This window comes from Acinetobacter sp. CAU_H_S139_7 (assembly GCF_058599305.1).
In genome coordinates, this window is sequence record NZ_CM178651.1 from 1055451 (window position 1) to 1072832 (window position 17382).

19 protein-coding genes are annotated in these 17382 nt (G+C 40.7%); 12 read left to right on the forward strand and 7 right to left on the reverse strand.

Annotated elements, in window-relative coordinates; translation table 11 throughout:
* Positions 1 to 3: 3 nt before the first annotated feature.
* Positions 4 to 369 (forward strand): hypothetical protein, encoded by a 366-nt coding sequence (locus AC4MC0_RS05205; RefSeq protein WP_125274733.1) that lies wholly within the window; start codon positions 4 to 6, stop codon positions 367 to 369.
* Between the two features lie 113 nt (positions 370 to 482).
* On the opposite strand, the gene AC4MC0_RS05210 is transcribed toward AC4MC0_RS05205, so the two are convergent.
* On the reverse strand, positions 483 to 923 hold the full coding sequence (locus AC4MC0_RS05210) for a DUF2147 domain-containing protein (protein ID WP_010327146.1): 441 nt from the start codon (positions 921 to 923) through the stop codon (positions 483 to 485).
* A gap of 393 nt (positions 924 to 1316) precedes the next feature.
* On the reverse strand, positions 1317 to 1946 hold the full coding sequence (locus AC4MC0_RS05215; protein ID WP_125273532.1) for an alpha/beta hydrolase: 630 nt from the start codon (positions 1944 to 1946) through the stop codon (positions 1317 to 1319).
* A gap of 126 nt (positions 1947 to 2072) precedes the next feature.
* Here AC4MC0_RS05215 and yaaA point away from each other — a divergent pair, with 126 nt between their 5' ends.
* Entirely contained in the window at positions 2073 to 2852 is a 780-nt protein-coding gene (yaaA, locus tag AC4MC0_RS05220; RefSeq protein ID WP_005400565.1) for a peroxide stress protein YaaA, read from the forward strand.
* A gap of 15 nt (positions 2853 to 2867) precedes the next feature.
* Positions 2868 to 3494 carry an HD domain-containing protein gene (locus AC4MC0_RS05225; RefSeq protein WP_491887321.1) on the forward strand — a complete coding sequence of 209 codons (627 nt, stop codon included), beginning with the start codon at positions 2868 to 2870 and terminating at the stop codon, positions 3492 to 3494.
* Here the strand turns inward: AC4MC0_RS05225 and AC4MC0_RS05230 are convergent.
* The gene (locus AC4MC0_RS05230) at positions 3491 to 4918 is read right to left on the reverse strand and encodes a cryptochrome/photolyase family protein (RefSeq protein WP_491887322.1); all 1428 of its coding nucleotides are present in this window, start codon (positions 4916 to 4918) and stop codon (positions 3491 to 3493) included. The two genes, AC4MC0_RS05225 and AC4MC0_RS05230, sit on opposite strands and share 4 nt — an antisense overlap.
* A 183-nt stretch (positions 4919 to 5101) precedes the next feature.
* On the opposite strand from AC4MC0_RS05230, the gene AC4MC0_RS05235 reads away from it, so the two are divergent.
* The 4 genes from AC4MC0_RS05235 to AC4MC0_RS05250 all read left to right on the forward strand — a co-directional run bounded on the left by AC4MC0_RS05235 (position 5102) and on the right by AC4MC0_RS05250 (position 8565).
* Positions 5102 to 5344, forward strand: a complete 243-nt coding sequence (locus AC4MC0_RS05235; RefSeq protein ID WP_004696143.1) for a hypothetical protein — start codon at positions 5102 to 5104, stop codon at positions 5342 to 5344.
* A 412-nt stretch (positions 5345 to 5756) separates the two neighbouring features.
* The gene (locus tag AC4MC0_RS05240; RefSeq protein WP_004696144.1) at positions 5757 to 7079 is read left to right on the forward strand and encodes an NCS2 family permease; all 1323 of its coding nucleotides are present in this window, start codon (positions 5757 to 5759) and stop codon (positions 7077 to 7079) included.
* A gap of 67 nt (positions 7080 to 7146) precedes the next feature.
* The gene (locus tag AC4MC0_RS05245) at positions 7147 to 8148 is read left to right on the forward strand and encodes an adenosine deaminase (RefSeq protein WP_491887323.1); all 1002 of its coding nucleotides are present in this window, start codon (positions 7147 to 7149) and stop codon (positions 8146 to 8148) included.
* A gap of 54 nt (positions 8149 to 8202) precedes the next feature.
* Positions 8203 to 8565, forward strand: coding sequence for a hypothetical protein (locus AC4MC0_RS05250; RefSeq protein ID WP_205667786.1), 363 nt, complete (start codon positions 8203 to 8205; stop codon positions 8563 to 8565).
* 26 nt (positions 8566 to 8591) lie between these two features.
* Here the strand turns inward: AC4MC0_RS05250 and AC4MC0_RS05255 are convergent, their stop codons facing one another.
* Positions 8592 to 9146 carry a cytochrome b gene (locus AC4MC0_RS05255; RefSeq protein ID WP_439328825.1) on the reverse strand — a complete coding sequence of 185 codons (555 nt, stop codon included), beginning with the start codon at positions 9144 to 9146 and terminating at the stop codon, positions 8592 to 8594.
* Between the two features lie 236 nt (positions 9147 to 9382).
* Here AC4MC0_RS05255 and AC4MC0_RS05260 point away from each other — a divergent pair, with 236 nt between their 5' ends.
* The 3 genes from AC4MC0_RS05260 (at position 9383) to rnhB (ending at position 10912) form a co-directional block, all read left to right on the forward strand.
* Complete coding sequence (locus AC4MC0_RS05260) at positions 9383 to 9760, forward strand: hypothetical protein (protein ID WP_279665761.1); 378 nt, start codon at positions 9383 to 9385, stop codon at positions 9758 to 9760.
* A 138-nt stretch (positions 9761 to 9898) separates the two neighbouring features.
* Positions 9899 to 10261 carry a hypothetical protein gene (locus AC4MC0_RS05265; RefSeq protein WP_335997892.1) on the forward strand — a complete coding sequence of 121 codons (363 nt, stop codon included), beginning with the start codon at positions 9899 to 9901 and terminating at the stop codon, positions 10259 to 10261.
* Between the two features lie 63 nt (positions 10262 to 10324).
* Positions 10325 to 10912 carry a ribonuclease HII gene (gene rnhB / locus AC4MC0_RS05270; RefSeq protein ID WP_491887324.1) on the forward strand — a complete coding sequence of 196 codons (588 nt, stop codon included), beginning with the start codon at positions 10325 to 10327 and terminating at the stop codon, positions 10910 to 10912.
* Between the two features lie 48 nt (positions 10913 to 10960).
* Here the strand turns inward: rnhB and csrA are convergent, their stop codons facing one another.
* From csrA to alaS, 3 genes are all read right to left on the reverse strand, one after another.
* Complete coding sequence (gene csrA / locus AC4MC0_RS05275; protein ID WP_004982340.1) at positions 10961 to 11215, reverse strand: carbon storage regulator CsrA; 255 nt, start codon at positions 11213 to 11215, stop codon at positions 10961 to 10963.
* A 273-nt stretch (positions 11216 to 11488) separates the two neighbouring features.
* Positions 11489 to 12769: an aspartate kinase gene (locus tag AC4MC0_RS05280; protein WP_005400573.1), complete on the reverse strand. Its 1281-nt coding sequence runs from the start codon at positions 12767 to 12769 to the stop codon at positions 11489 to 11491.
* 66 nt (positions 12770 to 12835) lie between these two features.
* Positions 12836 to 15529, reverse strand: coding sequence for an alanine--tRNA ligase (gene alaS, locus AC4MC0_RS05285; RefSeq protein ID WP_335997885.1), 2694 nt, complete (start codon positions 15527 to 15529; stop codon positions 12836 to 12838).
* 392 nt (positions 15530 to 15921) lie between these two features.
* Between alaS and gap the strand changes: the two genes are divergently transcribed.
* Both gap and AC4MC0_RS05295 read left to right on the forward strand, forming a co-directional pair.
* Positions 15922 to 16956 (forward strand): type I glyceraldehyde-3-phosphate dehydrogenase, encoded by a 1035-nt coding sequence (gap, locus tag AC4MC0_RS05290; protein ID WP_491887325.1) that lies wholly within the window; start codon positions 15922 to 15924, stop codon positions 16954 to 16956.
* 113 nt (positions 16957 to 17069) lie between these two features.
* The gene (locus AC4MC0_RS05295) at positions 17070 to 17375 is read left to right on the forward strand and encodes a hypothetical protein (RefSeq protein WP_490753116.1); all 306 of its coding nucleotides are present in this window, start codon (positions 17070 to 17072) and stop codon (positions 17373 to 17375) included.
* Positions 17376 to 17382 lie beyond the last annotated feature (7 nt).

The following is a 17382-nucleotide window of genomic DNA, read 5'->3' on the forward strand; positions in this document are numbered from 1 at the left end:
TCAATGAGAAAATTACAATTTACTGCACAGCATGGACAGCAGCAGGAAGTAAGTGAAAGCGGTGTGGTACAGAAGCAGGTACAAGACTTGCTGGTTCAAAAGTTAGGTCAATTTGGTTTTGAAACATTGCCACAAAGTGGTGATCAGGTGGCTGTGAGTGTCGATAATCATACTTTGCCACTGTCTATTACGTGCCAAGGTCATGACAGCGAAGGAAATCTGGTGTGCGAAATTGCCTCTTATCCAGAAGAAGAGCAAGACTGGTTAGACCGAATTGCTGAACGAAGCTTATTAAATCAATTGGCACAAGCGGTTGAAAATACGCTAAAAACAGATAAAAGTTTTACTGAGTTTGAGTGGAAAGGCTAATTGAATAGATAAAAAATGCTGAATTGATTTTTCCTGATTCAGCATTTTTTAGGACAGAACACGTTTAATATTTTGATGGGTCAACGCGCTTATAACTGGATGTGCTATAAGCCTTATTCCACACGTAACCAAGTTTGGCTACGTCCCACAGCAGAAACGCCTAAATATCCTCTTAAGAATAGCTTTTTACCATTTGGGCTAATTTTACCTTTTAGGCTATACAGCTTGCCTGAAACGGGATCAATGATTTTGCCATGCGTATAATTAATATTATTTTCAGTTTTTAAACCAGTAATCACTTGCATACCAATAATAGGCTTATCGGTGTAGGGTGCAGGGCAGTTGGTGCAAAACTCTTTTGCTGTATAACCTGGACGAGGTGTTGCTTTCAGTGCAGTTCCAGCATAAGTCCCGTTGGCTTGCTTTTCAATTTTCACCAGACCTTTGGGTTCTCCAGTTTTATCATCGATATAACGCCAAGTTCCTATAATGTCCTGAGCACAGGCAGATGTGGTGGCTATAGTGACTAAAACTGCCCCGAGAATTGTTTTCATAAAATCCCTGAATATTTTAAAAATTATTTAAATGAATAGCTCTCACGAGCTAAGATGTTGATTGTATAATTTATTATTTGAATAATGATGTGCAGAATATATCAAGTTCAAGCGTAGATTGTTGCATAAACTACCATTAGCAGGATTAAACTCTTACTTATTTTTAAAACAGGCATTGGATGGAGATCGTGCTGATTGAGTTTAGCGCTCAAAAGGAAGCTTAAAATTATTTTGAGAACAGAAGATATATAAGGGACGACTAATGAAGCTGCTGGAAATGGCGTATTAAGCGTTGGAATAGAAAAAGAGATACGTCTAGATTAAAAATAAAAAGTTCAAGAAAGAAAGGGGCTAATGTTAGACATCCATTTCTTTCTTAAACTTAGTAATGCGTTAAATCCACAAGAAACGTGTAATCGCAATACGTAACTGTTTTAAGTAACCCGTAAAGAAATGGTTTGCACCAGGTAATACAGTCACTAAATGGCGCTGCGGCTTAGCCCACGTAATCATGTCAGACAGTAAGGTCACTTCATCGGCTTCGCCATGGATGAATAAGATGTCACCTTTAAGCTGCGGTGTTACATAGTGGCGTACACCAGCGACCGTTGCCGTTGGTAGACCACATAAAATGGTCTGTTTTGGTCGAATTTCTTCTTGTAAAGCATCATAGCATTTTGCCATGACATGCGCACCGAAACTAAAACCACCTGCATAGAAGGGTAAAGTTGTATGTGCTGCACGAGCATACTTAATCACTTCAAGAACATCATCAGTTTCGCCATGACCTTCGTCGTGTAGACCAACACTTTGACCTGAGCCACGGAAACTTGGACGGTACACAATACAACCACGTTCTAAGAACATTTGCGCAAGCAATGCAGGAACCTTGTGTTGAGGCGTACCACCTTGGAGTGGATGGGGGTGAGTAACTACCGCGAATCCTTTCACTTCACCCTGTGGATAATCTACAAAAACTTCAATTTGCCCAACTGGACCTTGAATGAACATCTGCTCAGACATAGAGAATCGATACATATAACAGGAGAATGGGCTAGTTTAACCGTTTATGCTTATTAAAAACACAGATTGGCAATAAAATAAGTCTACTGATATAGTCTGTTTAATTGTTTTTTAATCAGGTTATCTATGCTTGCCCTTGTTTCTCCTGCCAAAACTTTAGATTACCAAACTGCTTTACCAACCGATGCGTATACACAACCCAGATTGCTGCAACATTCCCAAGAATTGATCGAAGTTAGTCGCAAACTGTCAGCAAGTGAAATTGCAAGCTTAATGAGTGTCAGTGAAAAAATTGCCACCTTAAACGTCGATCGTTTTCGCGATTGGCAGCCAGAATTCAGCTTTGCCAATGCCCGACAAGCTATGTTTGCTTTTAAGGGCGATGTCTATACTGGTTTAGATGCTTATCATTTGTCGGAGTCGAACATTGAATATGCACAGCAACATTTAAGAATGCTCTCTGGTCTATATGGTTTGCTACGTCCATTGGACTTGATGATGCCGTATCGTTTAGAGATGGGAACCAAGCTGGCTAACCCACACGGACATAATCTGTATGAGTTTTGGGGCAATCACATTACCGATTTAATTAACCAAGATTTAGAGCAGGCAGGTTCTAAAATTTTGCTGAATATTGCTTCGGATGAATACTATAAATCTGTAAAAGAAAGCAAAATTCAAGCAGAAATTATTAAGCCTGTGTTTTTAGATCAGAAAAATGGCAAATATAAAGTCATTAGTTTCTATGCCAAAAAAGCACGTGGTTTGATGGCGCGTTATATGATTGAAAACCAAATTGATCAAATTGAAGGGTTAAAATCATTCCAAACAGATGGTTATTACTTTGATGCCGACAGCTCATTAAAAGGTGAGTTGGTCTTTAAACGAGATGAACAGGCAGCATAACGAAAGGGCATTGCAATGGTGCGGTATATAAAACAGTTTCAGGACTATTGGACACATACCGCAAGCCAGTTGAATTTAACTGTGAGTAGTTGTGAAGAACTTTATGGAGCACTGTATAGCGCCTATAGTGAATCACAACGGCATTATCATACGGTGCAGCATATTGTTGAGTGTTTAGATCATTTTCATGACATTAAAACCCACCTAACAGATGCCTTATCCGTTGAGTTGGCGATTTGGTTTCACGATGTCATTTACAATCCGCAAGCAAATGACAATGAACAGCAAAGTGCTGCTTACATGAAGCAGGTGCTTGAAAGTGTGCTGGTTGCTGAACAAATGGAAAAGATTTATGCATGGATTTTGGCAACCCAAGCACATGCACCGACAGCTAACTTGGATTTAGCTTATCTACTGGATATTGATCTGGCAATTTTAGCCAGCAATCCTATTCGTTTTGCTGAATATGAACGCCAAATTCAGCAAGAATATGCTTGGGTTGAGCCTTTACTTTATGCACAGAAACGTCAGCAGGTGTTAAGGCACTTTTTAGAAATGCAGCCTCTGTATCAAACACCACTTTTCCAAAAGCGCGATGAGCATCAGGCTAAGCAGAACTTAGCCCAAATTTTAAGTGTTTAAAGCCCTTTAAATGCTTCGATGGCACGAATACGACTCGATTTTAAATCGACGATTGATTTGGGGTAGTCCAAATTCATATTCGGCTGCTTCGCATAAGGCTCATGAATGCTTTTGGCATCTAAATGTGCAAGCTCTGGCAGCCACTGTCGAATATAATCACCATTGCTATCAAATTTCTGAGATTGGCTCACAGGGTTAAAGACTCGGAAGTAAGGCACAGCATCGGTGCCCGTCGAGGCACACCACTGCCATCCGCCATTATTGGCAGCTAAGTCACCATCAGCCAAATGTTGCATAAACCATTGCTCGCCCAGGCGCCAATCAATCAACAAGTTTTTAGTTAAGAACATTGCGACAATCATACGAACTCGATTATGCATCCAGCCTGTCGCAAGTAGTTGTCGCATACCTGCATCCACAATTGGAATACCAGTACGACCTTGTTGCCACGCGTTTAAATCTTCAGGCGAATCTCGCCAAATAATACGCTGTGTGTTGGTTTTAAATGGTAGATGTTTAGAGACATGTGGAAAATCAAATAAGATATGCTGATAAAACTCTCGCCACAACAGTTCGTCTAACCAAGTCTGCTGGCCTGTGTTATCAATCATAAATTGACCGTGTTGAGCACGAAACAGGGCATTGAGACACTGGCGAATCGACACGATCCCGAGATTTAAATAAGTTGAAAGTTGGCTGGTGCTATTTAAAAATGGAAAGTCTCTCTCTTTTTGATAGTCACTAACTTTGTGATCAATAAAATCATCGAGCACTGAAAGTGCATATATTTCCGTTTCAGGCCAATAGGCTTTAATTTGATTTAGCTCATTCGTATTCACATCAATCAGCGATTCAATGTGTGGAATGGTTGTATTTAAATCGGTAGGAAGTTGTATGGGCTGCTGCGTAGAAGGGAGTGGATAGCACTGCGGTAAGCCAATATTTAAGCGCTCATAACAGGTTTTTTTAAAAGCGCCAAAGACTTGATAGGGCTTACCAGATTGGTTACGAATACTGTTTAAGGGAAAGAGGGTTCGATCTTGGAAGAGTGTAAATTCAATGTGTTGCTGATTTAAGCATTGTTGAACTTCGGCATCGCGCTTAAGCTCATTCACGCCCATTTCGATATTTGCAAAAATCTGTTGTACTTGCAGTGTATGACACAAAGATGAAAGCCGACGTGGAATATCTTGCCACAGCGGAATATTTAGAATGAGCAAAGGAATATTCAGCTGAGCAAGGCTCTGTTTTAAATCGTGCAATTGTCTGACATATAAATCAATTTTTACAGCTGCATCATGATGTAATAGCCACTGTTGTGGGGATAGGATCACTAAAGCCAGCATAGGTCCATGTTGGCTTGCATGCCAAAGTGCGGCATGGTCGTGTATGCGAAGATCTTGTCTAAACCAAATTATGTTCATAAAAGGTTAATCAACTGTAATTTTTTGAAATATAAAATATTACAAAATTGAGCACTTTGATCATATTTTTTTCTCACTCATTTAATTTAATCTTATGTTATTGAAATAATTAAATCAGAAAAAACTATAAAGTGTGAAGATACTTTTTATCTGATAAATGTGTGGCCCTTTGTATTATTTGTTATGATTTGTAATCATGCTAAAGCAGTTGTGGATATTGTGAATGTCATGAAAAAAATTCTAATCCCTATTTTTGTGGCTGCTGTTTGTTTGCTTGGGTTTGTTGTTTTTCAGGATACAGAAACGAAAAAACAGCAACAGTTGAATCAACTCATGAACAGTACTGAGCCTAAAGTGCAAAAGTTGAGTCCTCTCTCAAAGGCAAACGTCGTGCCTGAAAAAGTCAATAGCTCGTTTTCAAAGTGATGCTGAAGCAATAATCGATCAGGTCTCCATTAAAGTAATTTGAAGCTTAAGATAGAATAAAATCATGTATAAATGACTTATCGTGTTGAATTTTAATTAAAAATAAATTTAAAACAATTAAAAATCAGTGTGTTATAATTCGCGCCAAGATATATTGAATTTTAGACTTTGAGTCTAAAATGACGTTTTTGTTGAAAGCTGCATACGGTTTATGCGGCTTTTTTGTTTAGGTATATATGGTTCGACCATACGTTTGAATCATTCATGGCTAAATAAACTTTTCCTGAATTGAGGAAATTTGGCATATTCATTGCTTTAACTTCCAGAAATTTAATCAGATTTTCATCGTACTGAGTGTCGAAATTTTTTGGCAGTTATACAGTTTTAAAAGTTTATTTACAGGGGCTAGGTCATGACGACTCCTAATCCATCTTCAGAAAATATGCTCGAGCGTATGTTCAAACTGAGTGAAAATAAAACCAGTTTTCGTACAGAGCTTCTTGCAGGTGTAACCACATTCTTAACCATGTGTTACATCATTATTGTGAATCCAATGATTTTATCCGAAACGGGGATGGATCATGGTGCTGTCTTTGTAGCGACTTGTCTTGCAGCCGCAATTGGCTGTTTGGTTATGGGTATTGTTGCAAATTATCCAATTGCATTAGCACCGGGTATGGGCTTAAACGCTTACTTTACCTATTCGGTGTGTATGGGTATGGGTGTGCCTTGGCAGACTGCTTTGGCTGCAGTGTTTGTATCAGGTTTGGTGTTCATTGCGATCAGTATGTTTAAGATCCGTGAAGCCATTGTGAATGCAATCCCAATGTCGCTTAAGCTTGCGATTGGCGGCGGAATTGGTTTATTCCTTGCGCTGATTGCTTTAAAAAATGCAGGCGTTATTGTGGACAATCCAGCGACTTTGGTTGGATTGGGCGACTTAAAGCAACCGACGGTTCTTTTGGCTTTATTTGGCTTCTTGATGGTGGTTGTACTGCATCACTTTAAAGTGCGTGGTGCCATTATTATCAGCATCTTGGCTTTAACTGCAATTTCAACAGCAATGGGCTTAAGCGAGTTCAAAGGTGTTGTTGGTGAGATTCCATCAATTGCTCCAACATTCATGCAAATGGACTTTGAGGGTCTATTTACGGCAAGCTTAGTGGGCGTCATCTTTGTATTTTTCTTGGTCGATTTATTTGACTCAACAGGTACATTGGTGGGCGTGTCACACCGTGCAGGCTTACTGAAAGATGGCAAGCTTCCACGTTTGAAAAAAGCATTATTTGCAGACTCAACCGCAATTGTTGCAGGTGCAGCATTAGGTACATCTTCGACGACACCATATATTGAGTCGTCTGCGGGTGTTGCTGCTGGTGGTCGTACAGGTTTAACCGCTGTTGTGGTCGGTGTGTTATTTATCTTATGTTTGTTTTTAGCACCTTTAGCTCAATCTGTACCCGGTTTTGCAACAGCTCCAGCATTGTTATTTGTTGGCGTGTTAATGATTCAGGGGATTACCCATATTGATTGGGATGATATTACTGAAGCCGTTCCTGCGTTCTTAACCATTGTATTTATGCCATTTACCTATTCAATTGCAGATGGTATTGCGATGGGCTTTATTAGCTATGCATTGGTTAAATTGTTCACCGGTAAAGCGGCGACTGTACCGTACATGGTGTGGATTGTAGCTGTGCTTTGGGCATTAAAATTCGCGTTATTTGGTGGCTAATTCATCAAATAGTGATAAGGGTGTAAACTCAGTTTACACCCTTTTTTATTTTTAAAGAGGAAAAGATATGAGTCAATTGGAGCTCATTCGTGCTTTACCAAAAGCTGAATTGCATGTGCATATTGAAGGAACATTTGAGCCAGAACTCATGTTTGCAATCGCACAGCGTAATCAAATAGACATTCCTTATAAGTCGGTTGAAGAAGTGAAACAGGCTTATAATTTTCACAATCTACAATCATTTTTAGACATCTATTATGCAGGTGCAAATGTACTGATTCATGAGCAAGACTTTTATGACTTGGCTTGGGCATACTTTGAAAAATGTGCCGAAGACCGTGTAGTGCATACCGAAATGTTCTTTGATCCACAAACGCATACAGACCGCGGTATTGCCTTTGAAACAGTGATGAATGGTCTGCAACGTGCATGTGATGATGCCGAGGCAAAATTTGGCATTAGTTCGCATTTGATTATGTGTTTCTTGCGTCATTTAAGTGAAGAAGCAGCCTTGGAAACTTTAGCGCAGGCATTGCCTTATAAAGATCAAATCATTGGTGTGGGCTTGGACTCAAGCGAAGTTGGGCATCCTCCTTCAAAGTTTGAACGTGTCTTTGCTAAAGCACGTGAAGCAGGCTTTTTAGTGGTTGCGCATGCGGGTGAAGAAGGTCCAGCAGAATATGTGTGGGAAGCTTTAGATTTGCTTAAAGTGAATCGTATTGACCACGGTGTACGTTCTGAAGAAGATCCTGTATTAATGCAGCGTTTGATCGCAGAGAAAATGCCACTGACAGTTTGTCCACTCAGTAACTTAAAGTTATGTGTCGTTGACGATATGGCACAGCACAATATCCGCCGTTTGTTGCAACAAGGTGTGCAGGTGACGGTAAATTCAGATGATCCATCGTACTTTGGTGGTTATATGAATGATAACTTTATTGCCATTACAGATGCGTTAGACTTAACAGCAGCTGAGCTAAAACAATTGGCGCTGAACTCTTTTGAGGCGTCGTTTATTTCGGCAGAAGAGAAGCAAAAATGGGCGGCTGAAATTGCAGCGATTGCTTAATCTGATGCCCTTTTAAAGACAGAGTTCGCTCTGTCTTTTTTATGTGAGGTCGATATGAAAAAAATGATTGCGGTGCTTGTGGTTATTTTTGTGCTCTTTGCAGTTTATTTGCTCAAAACGGATACTGGGTTAACGCAAAAACTACTAAAGCCAGTGGTGGTGTATCAGTGCGGTGTAGAGCTTGAAGCGACAAGGTTGTGGAAAGTCAGTACAGCATTGCTTGGTGAAGAGAAAAAGAATCAGCTCCAAACGCAAATCTGTGGTTGCGTGGGTGAAAATGCATTAAAGGATATTCCAGCAACAATCTTGCTACATGCCGTAGTTGATGAACAAGTCAAAAAACAGGTGGTACAACAGGGTGTGTTGAATACGCTGAAAGGATGTGTGGTGGATGAAGTCCTAAAAGCAACAGATTGATGCTTTTAGGCTGGTTCAACTTAGTATTACTTTGCTTGTTTGGTCATGCTATTTAACACATTATCTTTATTAATAAAGTGGTGTTTCAGTGCTGCTGCAATATGACCTACCAACAGCAATCCTGCTGCCCATGAAATCCAGATATGTAAAGGTTTCACGATCGCGAGTAACTCTGGGTTGTCTTGTACTAAACGGGGAATTTCAAAAAGGTACAATACAGGCGCAGGGTGCCCAGCACTCCAGCTAAATAAACAGCCAGTAATTGGCAAAGCCAACAAAATGAAATATAAAGCCAAATGACCGAGGTGTGCCATTTTTTGCATTAATGGTGACATACTGTCTGGAAGTTTGGGTGCAGGGTGGGTATAACGCCAAAAGATACGAATCACCACTAGAAAAATAATTGTGGTTGCAATGTTCTTATGTAAGGTAATGACATCCCCTTTAAAGCTACCATCAGCATCATAACTGAGGAAGTTTCCGCTATAAAACCCAATCAGCCAAGCAGCAATAAAGATAATTGCCATGAGCCAATGCAGAATTTGAGCGGTACGCGTGTAATGGATATTTGCCGAGTTCATTAGATTCACATCCATTTTTATGTTGCGCTATTTTATAGAACTATAGATAGGTCAAAAATGTAGTAGATGCAACATAGCGTTGATATTCTGCAACGCTGCACAGACCAATGGCGCATGACTGATCTAAAACTGTGCAATAAGCGAAAGATATTAAAATGGCATGGAAATAGTGTTTCCGTAAATAGCAAAGATTCGGCAAAATACGCGCACTTTAACTGTTATAAATGGATAACTCCGTGAAAAAAATGATTGCAGTGCTTGCTCCTTTGGCTTTGATCCTTTCGGCTTGTACAGCGACTGATATGGCAACGACCAATACGACGACCACCACGCAACAACTGGGTACAGCAGCGCTTAAAATTGCCATTAATGCAAAATGTACGACTGAGTTGAATAATCTGCCAGCATGGAAAACAGCAACCAGATTTATGACGGCTGACCAAAAAACCGATATTCAAACCGAAATTTGTGGTTGCGTAAGTGAAAAAGCCCCACAAAATATTACGGCTGTCGATGTGGCAACAGCGGCTATTGACCCTGCGGCGCGTACAACCATTATTAGCAATGCTGTGACCAAAACCATCAATGCATGTGTGGCTGAAGCGGTGAATTAAGTTGTGATATATCAAAGAAGCGGGGGACATGCTTCGCTTCTTTGCGGTTTTTTTGTACTTTTTGGTGTTTATCTTTTATATTGATGTGAATAATAACAATTGAAGCCTTATTTCTTTTACAACAAAGGGTGTATCTGTATGAAAAATGATAAGTTAATTCTCTGTTTGTTTGGCTCGCTTATGCTTTCCGCGTGTGTGTCGAATCCTTTATCTAGCTCAGATGATGATGGAATTTCGGCTATTAAAATGGTCTCACATGCAAAATGTATGGATGAAATCGAAACTAATCCGACATGGATCATGGGCAGTAAGCTGTTATCAGAAGACCAAAAACAAAAGAAAAAACGTGAAGTATGTAACTGTGTGGGTGATAACTCACCCAAAGTGTTATCTAAAGAACAGTTGGCTTTGGCGGCAATTGATCCCAAAGCAAAGGCAACCTATGGCGCTTTAGCAGCAACAAAAACAACAGCCACATGCGCCTCTGAAATGCTAAACTAAGCCGAATAAATTGTTAAGTTTTTAAAATGGCTGTTGATCAGCCATTTTTTATGAGAGTAAAAAATGCAAATTGCAGGTGCAGATGAGGCAGGGCGCGGCCCTTTGGTGGGTTCAGTGGTCGCTGCTGCGGTAATTTTAGACCCGAATAACCCGATACAAGGGTTAAATGATTCCAAAAAACTGACCGAAAAAAAACGTGAAAAACTTTTTGTCGAAATTCAGGAAAAAGCATTGGCTTGGGCGATTGCTGAGGCGAGTGCTGCTGAAATTGATGAGATCAATATTTTACAAGCATCTTTGCTTGCGATGCGCCGCGCGGTTGAACAGCTTGCAATACAGCCCGAACATGTTTTGGTTGATGGTAATAAAATTCCACAAGGCTTAAGCATGAGCTGTGAGGCAATTGTGGGTGGGGATGCTTTACATGCTGAAATCTCAGCAGCGAGTATTTTGGCGAAAGTGACACGTGACCATCAAATGATTGAGATGGATCGAAAATACCCTCAGTTTGGTTTTGCCAAACATAAAGGTTATCCAACCAAAGCGCACTTTGAAGCGATTGCTGAACATGGGGTCATTGACGAGCATCGTCGTAGTTTTGGGCCTGTAAAGAAAGTGATCGAGACGCTTGAGCAAAAAGAGGCTATATAAAAATTTAAAGCGGCCAATCGGGCCGCTTTATATCTGAATGTTTCAATCTTAACGATTGAAATTATTCTGCTGTGCACCTTCATCTTCAAATGCAGGCTGGTAATCCTGATCAAGATGTTGAAGATGTTCATGCATTGCACGTTCATGCTGAATGCGTTGATAAATCTCTTCACGATGTACAGATACTTCTTTGGGAGCATTGACACCAATACGAACTTGGTTGCCTTTGACACCAAGTACAGTAACACTTACTTGATCCCCAATCATTAATGTTTCACCGACGCGTCGGGTCAAAATCAGCATGTTTATCTCCTTGCAAAACGCTAAACCTGCAGTTGTACTAAAGTAAAATACATAATTTTTTGTATTTAAAAAAATTTAAACAAATGTTTAATACAACCGCATGACACTTGAATTTTTAGATATCTAGTGACATTAGGTATAACATTCATCTAAATTTAAGAAAGCCTCGGGCTTAATATAACAGAGCCACTATAGAAAAAACTATAGTGGCTCCTGATTTTTGTAGTCTTTTGCAAAAACTGTCAGACAATGACAAGTTTTTCGCAAGATTGCTTAAGCACGTGCGCTTGATTCACCATGTTCACGGTCTAAACCGAAAGCAGTGTGTAGAGAACGTACAGCAAGTTCTAGGTAGTTTTCTTCAATAATCACAGAAATTTTGATTTCTGAAGTTGAGATCATCAAAATGTTGATGCCTTCATCAGCCAAGGCAGTGAACATTTTACTTGCAACACCTGCGTGTGAACGCATACCCACACCTACGATTGACACTTTAACAATGTCGTCACGTGTAGCAACTTCGCGCGCACCAATGGCTTGAGCAGTTTCTTGAAGAATTTTTGTTGCTTTTGCAAGTTCGCCGCGGTTTACCGTGAAGGTGAAGTCAGTTGTACCATCTTCTTCAACATTTTGGATAATCATATCCACTTCAATGTTGGCATTACCAATTGGCGATAAAATTTTAGATGCAATACCTGGTTCATCAGGAACACCTAGAATCGTAAGTTTAGCTTCGTCACGGTTAAATGCGATACCAGAGATAATTGGTTGTTCCATGTTGTCTTCCGCCTCAGTGGTGATTAGTGTTCCGACGTTCTTTTTAAATTCTTCGTCGAATGCGCCATCATCGTCATTATCAAAACTTGATAATACGCGTAAAGGCACTTGGTATTTTCCTGCAAATTCAACTGAACGAATTTGTAGAACTTTTGAACCAAGTGATGCCATTTCCAGCATTTCTTCAAATGAAATACGGTCTACTTTTTTCGCTTTTGGTGCAACACGTGGGTCAGTCGTATAAACGCCATCTACATCTGTATAGATTTGGCATTCATCTGCTTTTAATGCCGCAGCAAGTGCTACACCCGAAGTATCTGAACCGCCACGGCCGAGCGTGGTGGTGTTACCATCGGCATCAAAGCCTTGGAAACCAGCAACCACAATCACACGACCAGCATCTAAATGCGCAGTCATGGTATCGGTATCAATCGACTCGATACGTGCTTTGGTAAACGCATTGTCCGTTTTGATCCCGACTTGGCGACCCGTAAGTGACTTAGCTTCAACGCCAATAGAATTGAGCGCCATTGCTAACATTGAAATCGTTACCTGTTCACCCGTAGAAACCATTTGGTCTAATTCTCGTGGGTCAGGGGTTTCGGTAATGGCTTTCGCTAAAGCAAGTAGACGATTGGTTTCGCCACTCATTGCTGATACAACCACTACAACCTTGTGGCCGTGGTCATGCCAACGCTTTACACGACGAGCAACATTTAAAATGCGCTCTGGAGTACCCATAGAGGTACCGCCATATTTTTGAACGATTAATGCCATAGTTGTTCCATATAAACCATGACCCTGAATGCATCATTCAGGGTCAGTTACACAAAAGGTGAAGTTTTATTTCGCTTCAAGCCAAGCAGTTAAATCTGCCATCACTGTTGCAAACTTCTCGTTTAGTGGCGCGCCACCTTGTGCTAAGTCAGGTTTGCCACCACCTTTACCACCAAGCTCAGTTGCTAGATGTTTGATGATGTCACCTGCTTTAATAGAAGCAGTAAAGTCTTTTGCTACAGAGGCGATCAGGCTAACTTTGTCACCTTCAACACCAGCAAGTACGATGACTGCATTTTCTAATTTTGATTTCACACCGTCATGTAGGTTGCGAAGTGATTTCGCATCCATGTTTTGAACAGTCGTGATTAGCGTTTGACGACCCGCAAGCGTTTGAACTTGGCTAAGCAGTTCAGCAGCTTGGAAGCTGGCAAGTTTTTGATTGAGTTGCTCAATCTGTTTTTGCAAGCTTGATGTTGTGTCGACTAAGGCTTCAACTTTTTCTAAAGTTTGGTCCTTTTGAGCTTTCAATAAACCATTGATAGTATTGATATCACGGTCGGCTTTTTGAGTAATTTCAATGGCTTTGGTACCTGTTACCGCTTCAATACGACGTACACCCGCAGCTACACCACCTTCAGAAGTGATTTTAAACAAGCCAATGTCGCCTGTGCGTTTAACGTGAATACCACCGCACAGCTCGATTGAGAAGTTTTTCTCTTCAATGATTGAACCCATTGAAAGTACACGAACTTCATCGCCATATTTTTCACCGAACAACATCATCGCACCTTTAGCCTTTGCAGACTCGATGTCGAGAAGTTCAGTGGTAACAGGGCTGTTTGCAATCACTTCGGCATTCACTAAACGTTCAATTTCTTGAAGTTGTTCAAATGAAACAGGCTGATCGTTGGCAAAGTCAAAACGTAAGATGTCTGACGCAACCAATGAGCCTTTTTGTTGTACGTGTTCACCTAGAATTTGACGGAGTGCAGCATGCAAAAGGTGAGTTGCAGAGTGGTTACGTGCAGTTGCTGCACGAATGTCTGCTTTTACAATCGCTTCAACATTTTGAGCAATCTTAATACTACCTACAGTCACGATACCTTGGTGTACAAAAGCGCCGCCCGATTTCTTGGTGTCTTGGACTTCAAAAATACCCGTGTCGTTTTTGAAAATACCCGTGTCACCAATTTGACCGCCGCTTTCTGCATAGAACGGGGTTTGGTTCAGTACGATGAGGGCTTCGTCACCTTCAACGACTTCATCAACTTGTTCGCCATCTTTATAGATCGCGATAATTTGACCTTCGCCAACTGTTGCGTCATAGCCGTCAAACTGAGTTTCGCCTTCAACTTTAACAACAGAGTTGTAGTCAATTGCGAATTTACCTGCATCACGTGCACGTTGACGTTGAGCTGCCATTTCAACTTCAAAGCCTGCTTCATCAATCGTTAAATCACGTTCACGAGCGATGTCAGCAGTCAGGTCAGTTGGGAAACCGTAAGTATCATACAGTTTAAACACCACTTCACCTGGAATTACAGAACCTTTCAGTTGAGCCAATTCACCTTCAAGCAATTTCAAACCTTGCTCTAAGGTTTTAGCAAATTGCTCTTCTTCTTTCAGTAATTGCGCTTCAATACGTGCCTTTTGTGCTTCAAGTTCTGGGTAAGCTTGACCCATCACTTCAATTAAAGGTTGCAACATTTTATGGAAGAATGAACCTGTTGCACCCAGCTTATTACCATGACGTACTGCACGACGAATAATACGGCGAAGTACATAACCACGGCCTTCATTTGATGGGTTTACACCATCAGCAATCAGGAATGAACATGAACGTGCGTGATCCGCAACCACTTTAAGTGATGCAGGGTACTGAACAGGTGTACCTTTTTCGCGAGCTTCTGCTTCAAGTGCAGCGGTATCTAAACCAATAATTTCAGCGGCCGCTTTGAGTAAGTGCTGGAACAGGTCAATTTCGTAGTTTGAGTTAACGTGTTGTAAAACTGCAGAAATACGCTCTAAGCCCATGCCTGTATCAACAGAAGGCGCCGGAAGAGGGTGTAATACGCCATCTGCAGTGCGGTTGAACTGCATGAAGACGTTGTTCCAGATTTCAATGAAACGGTCGCCATCTTCTTCAGGTGTGCCTGGTAAGCCACCCCAAATATGGTCGCCATGGTCAAAGAAAATTTCAGAACATGGACCACAAGGACCTGTATCACCCATTGCCCAGAAGTTATCTGATGCGTATTGGCCGCCTTTGTTGTCGCCAATACGAATAATACGAGATGCATCTAAACCAATTTCTTTGTTCCAGATGTCAAATGCTTCGTCGTCAGTGTGGTAAACCGTTGCATAGAGTTTGTCTTTAGGCAGTGCTAACCAAGCTTCACCAGTGAGAAAATCCCATGCAAATTTGATTGCATCACGTTTGAAGTAGTCGCCAAATGAGAAGTTACCTAACATTTCAAAGAAGGTATGGTGACGTGCGGTATAACCGACATTGTCTAAGTCGTTGTGTTTACCACCTGCGCGGACACACTTTTGTGAAGACACTGCACGTACATAATCACGTTTTTCTAGGCCTAAGAAACAATCTTTAAATTGGTTCATACCCGCGTTGGTAAACAACAAAGTAGGGTCGTTGGCGGGAACTAGAGAACTCGACGCGACACGTGTATGCCCTTGCGATTCAAAGTAGCTTAAAAAAGCTTCGCGAATTTCAGCTGATGTCATAAAACGAGTACTCACAACCAAGTCACTCCATAATTTCGATTTGGCTAATAGTAGCTGAAGAAAGTCTTATTCTAAATATGCTGACTTCAGATACTGGCTTAAAAATTTTAAAACGCCAAATTATAACGGAAAAAGGATGTTGCACCAATCACTTTAAGGCGAATTGATGACATTTCTATGTATTCGATAGTTCTAAGATTTTGCTTGTTATTGTTGGATATTTATATCATTTCGTGGAAATGAGTTGATTAGTGCGAGGTTGTCAGGCCGGTCAATTTATGACTTAAGGGTTCATATTCACCATCTTCACTGATGGATGATAGAAAAAGAAAGCTTAACCAAATCTGTATAAATCCATTAATATAGGCCTGCTTTATCTTTCATCATTTTATAAATAAGGGCAAGTCATGCAACGAGTGGCGATAAATGGATTTGGTCGAATCGGACGTAATGTACTACGCGCTTGGTTTGAAAATCCAAAGAACTTTCAGTTTGAAATCGTCGCAGTAAATGATGTAGCAGATGTAGAAACCTTATTGCATTTATTTAAATATGACACCACGCATGGGCGCTTTCCGGGAAAAGTCGATTTAAGTTATGAAAATGAACGTATTTATCTGCATTTATCAAATAATCAAGCACAACTTAAAGTTGAAGTCTTGCGTCAGGAAAACCCGCAAGATTTACCTTGGGCAAGTCTCCATGTAGACGTGGTTCTAGAGTGCACAGGTTTATTTCGCTCGCGTGAAGCAGCAACAGGGCATATCAGTGCAGGTGCAAAGCGGGTCATTATTGGCGCGGCACCTTTTGACTCGGTTGATGCCGCCATTGTGTATGGGGTGAATCACCATGAGGTGAAAGCCAGTGACCAAATCATTTCCAGTGTGTCATGTACCACACAGGCCTTAGTACCTTTGGTTAAAATCATTGATGATGCTTTTGGAATTGATACTGCGCTCATGACCGAAATTCATGCAGTGACTGCCGATCAGTCTGTATTAGATCATGCGCATCGTGATTTAAGACGTGCTCGTGCTTCAGGTCAAAATATTATTCCCACCACATCGTCAGCCCTCGGTGCTTTAAAACAAGTCATGCCAAAAATGGCCGATCGTATTGATGGTTATTCCATCCGTGTACCAACGATTAATGTGGCTGCAATTGATTTGACTTTTATTTCGCAAACACCAATTACCGACCATAAAATTAATGAAGTGCTGATTCAAGCGGCGAAGTCAGACTACCGTGAAATTATGGATGTGACGGATGAACCCTTGGTGTCTTCGGATTTTAACCATTCACCCTATTCACTCATTGTTGATTTAACGCAAACCATGGTGGTCGGGCATCAAGCCAAAGTCTTTGCGTGGTATGACAATGAATGGGGCTATGCAAATCGCTTATTAGATTTGTGTGAATCTTTTAGTGCGTCAGCAGCCTAAAGATTTTTTATTTTTAGCATCTTTTACTCTGAAAACAAGATGATAGGCATAGACCGAATACAGACTTGTGGTTATCATGAATTTATAAACGAAAATAATGTAGAGCGGTGCTTATGTTGATCTTAATTTGGGGGTTTATTTTGTTATTGGCGGTTGCTGTTGTGGTTTTAATTTGGTTTCAATTTAAAAATCAGGCAGATAAAACCGATCCAAGCGTAGAGCAAAATCAACTGCAAGAAAAAGTACATCATCTTGAAGAGAATTTAAAAAAGACCTTGGAAATTATGCAAGATCTTGCAAAAAAGATGCATGTGCAACAGGAAGTGATCGAGCAGACTACGTCTAAGTTGCAAAAAGTTGAACTACAAAACGCTGAATTGGTGAATATTCTCGCTAAAGCCGTACAACCAGAACGCTAAAAATTAA

What these genes read in the sequence shown, in the direction of transcription:
- AC4MC0_RS05210 (WP_010327146.1), bottom strand. Translation starts at nt 923, where the DNA reads ATGAAAACAATTCTCGGGGCAGTTTTAGTCACTATAGCCACCACATCT.
- yaaA (WP_005400565.1), top strand. Translation starts at nt 2,073, where the DNA reads ATGCTTGCCCTTGTTTCTCCTGCCAAAACTTTAGATTACCAAACTGCT.
- AC4MC0_RS05295 (WP_490753116.1), top strand. Translation starts at nt 17,070, where the DNA reads ATGTTGATCTTAATTTGGGGGTTTATTTTGTTATTGGCGGTTGCTGTT.
- AC4MC0_RS05225 (WP_491887321.1), top strand. Translation starts at nt 2,868, where the DNA reads ATGGTGCGGTATATAAAACAGTTTCAGGACTATTGGACACATACCGCA.
- gap (WP_491887325.1), top strand. Translation starts at nt 15,922, where the DNA reads ATGCAACGAGTGGCGATAAATGGATTTGGTCGAATCGGACGTAATGTA.
- AC4MC0_RS05280 (WP_005400573.1), bottom strand. Translation starts at nt 12,769, where the DNA reads ATGGCATTAATCGTTCAAAAATATGGCGGTACCTCTATGGGTACTCCA.
- AC4MC0_RS05205 (WP_125274733.1), top strand. Translation starts at nt 4, where the DNA reads ATGAGAAAATTACAATTTACTGCACAGCATGGACAGCAGCAGGAAGTA.
- AC4MC0_RS05215 (WP_125273532.1), bottom strand. Translation starts at nt 1,946, where the DNA reads ATGTCTGAGCAGATGTTCATTCAAGGTCCAGTTGGGCAAATTGAAGTT.
- AC4MC0_RS05250 (WP_205667786.1), top strand. Translation starts at nt 8,203, where the DNA reads ATGAAAAAAATGATTGCGGTGCTTGTGGTTATTTTTGTGCTCTTTGCA.
- rnhB (WP_491887324.1), top strand. Translation starts at nt 10,325, where the DNA reads ATGCAAATTGCAGGTGCAGATGAGGCAGGGCGCGGCCCTTTGGTGGGT.
- AC4MC0_RS05245 (WP_491887323.1), top strand. Translation starts at nt 7,147, where the DNA reads ATGAGTCAATTGGAGCTCATTCGTGCTTTACCAAAAGCTGAATTGCAT.
- AC4MC0_RS05230 (WP_491887322.1), bottom strand. Translation starts at nt 4,918, where the DNA reads ATGAACATAATTTGGTTTAGACAAGATCTTCGCATACACGACCATGCC.
- csrA (WP_004982340.1), bottom strand. Translation starts at nt 11,215, where the DNA reads ATGCTGATTTTGACCCGACGCGTCGGTGAAACATTAATGATTGGGGAT.
- AC4MC0_RS05255 (WP_439328825.1), bottom strand. Translation starts at nt 9,146, where the DNA reads ATGAACTCGGCAAATATCCATTACACGCGTACCGCTCAAATTCTGCAT.
- AC4MC0_RS05265 (WP_335997892.1), top strand. Translation starts at nt 9,899, where the DNA reads ATGAAAAATGATAAGTTAATTCTCTGTTTGTTTGGCTCGCTTATGCTT.
- AC4MC0_RS05235 (WP_004696143.1), top strand. Translation starts at nt 5,102, where the DNA reads ATGATTTGTAATCATGCTAAAGCAGTTGTGGATATTGTGAATGTCATG.
- AC4MC0_RS05240 (WP_004696144.1), top strand. Translation starts at nt 5,757, where the DNA reads ATGACGACTCCTAATCCATCTTCAGAAAATATGCTCGAGCGTATGTTC.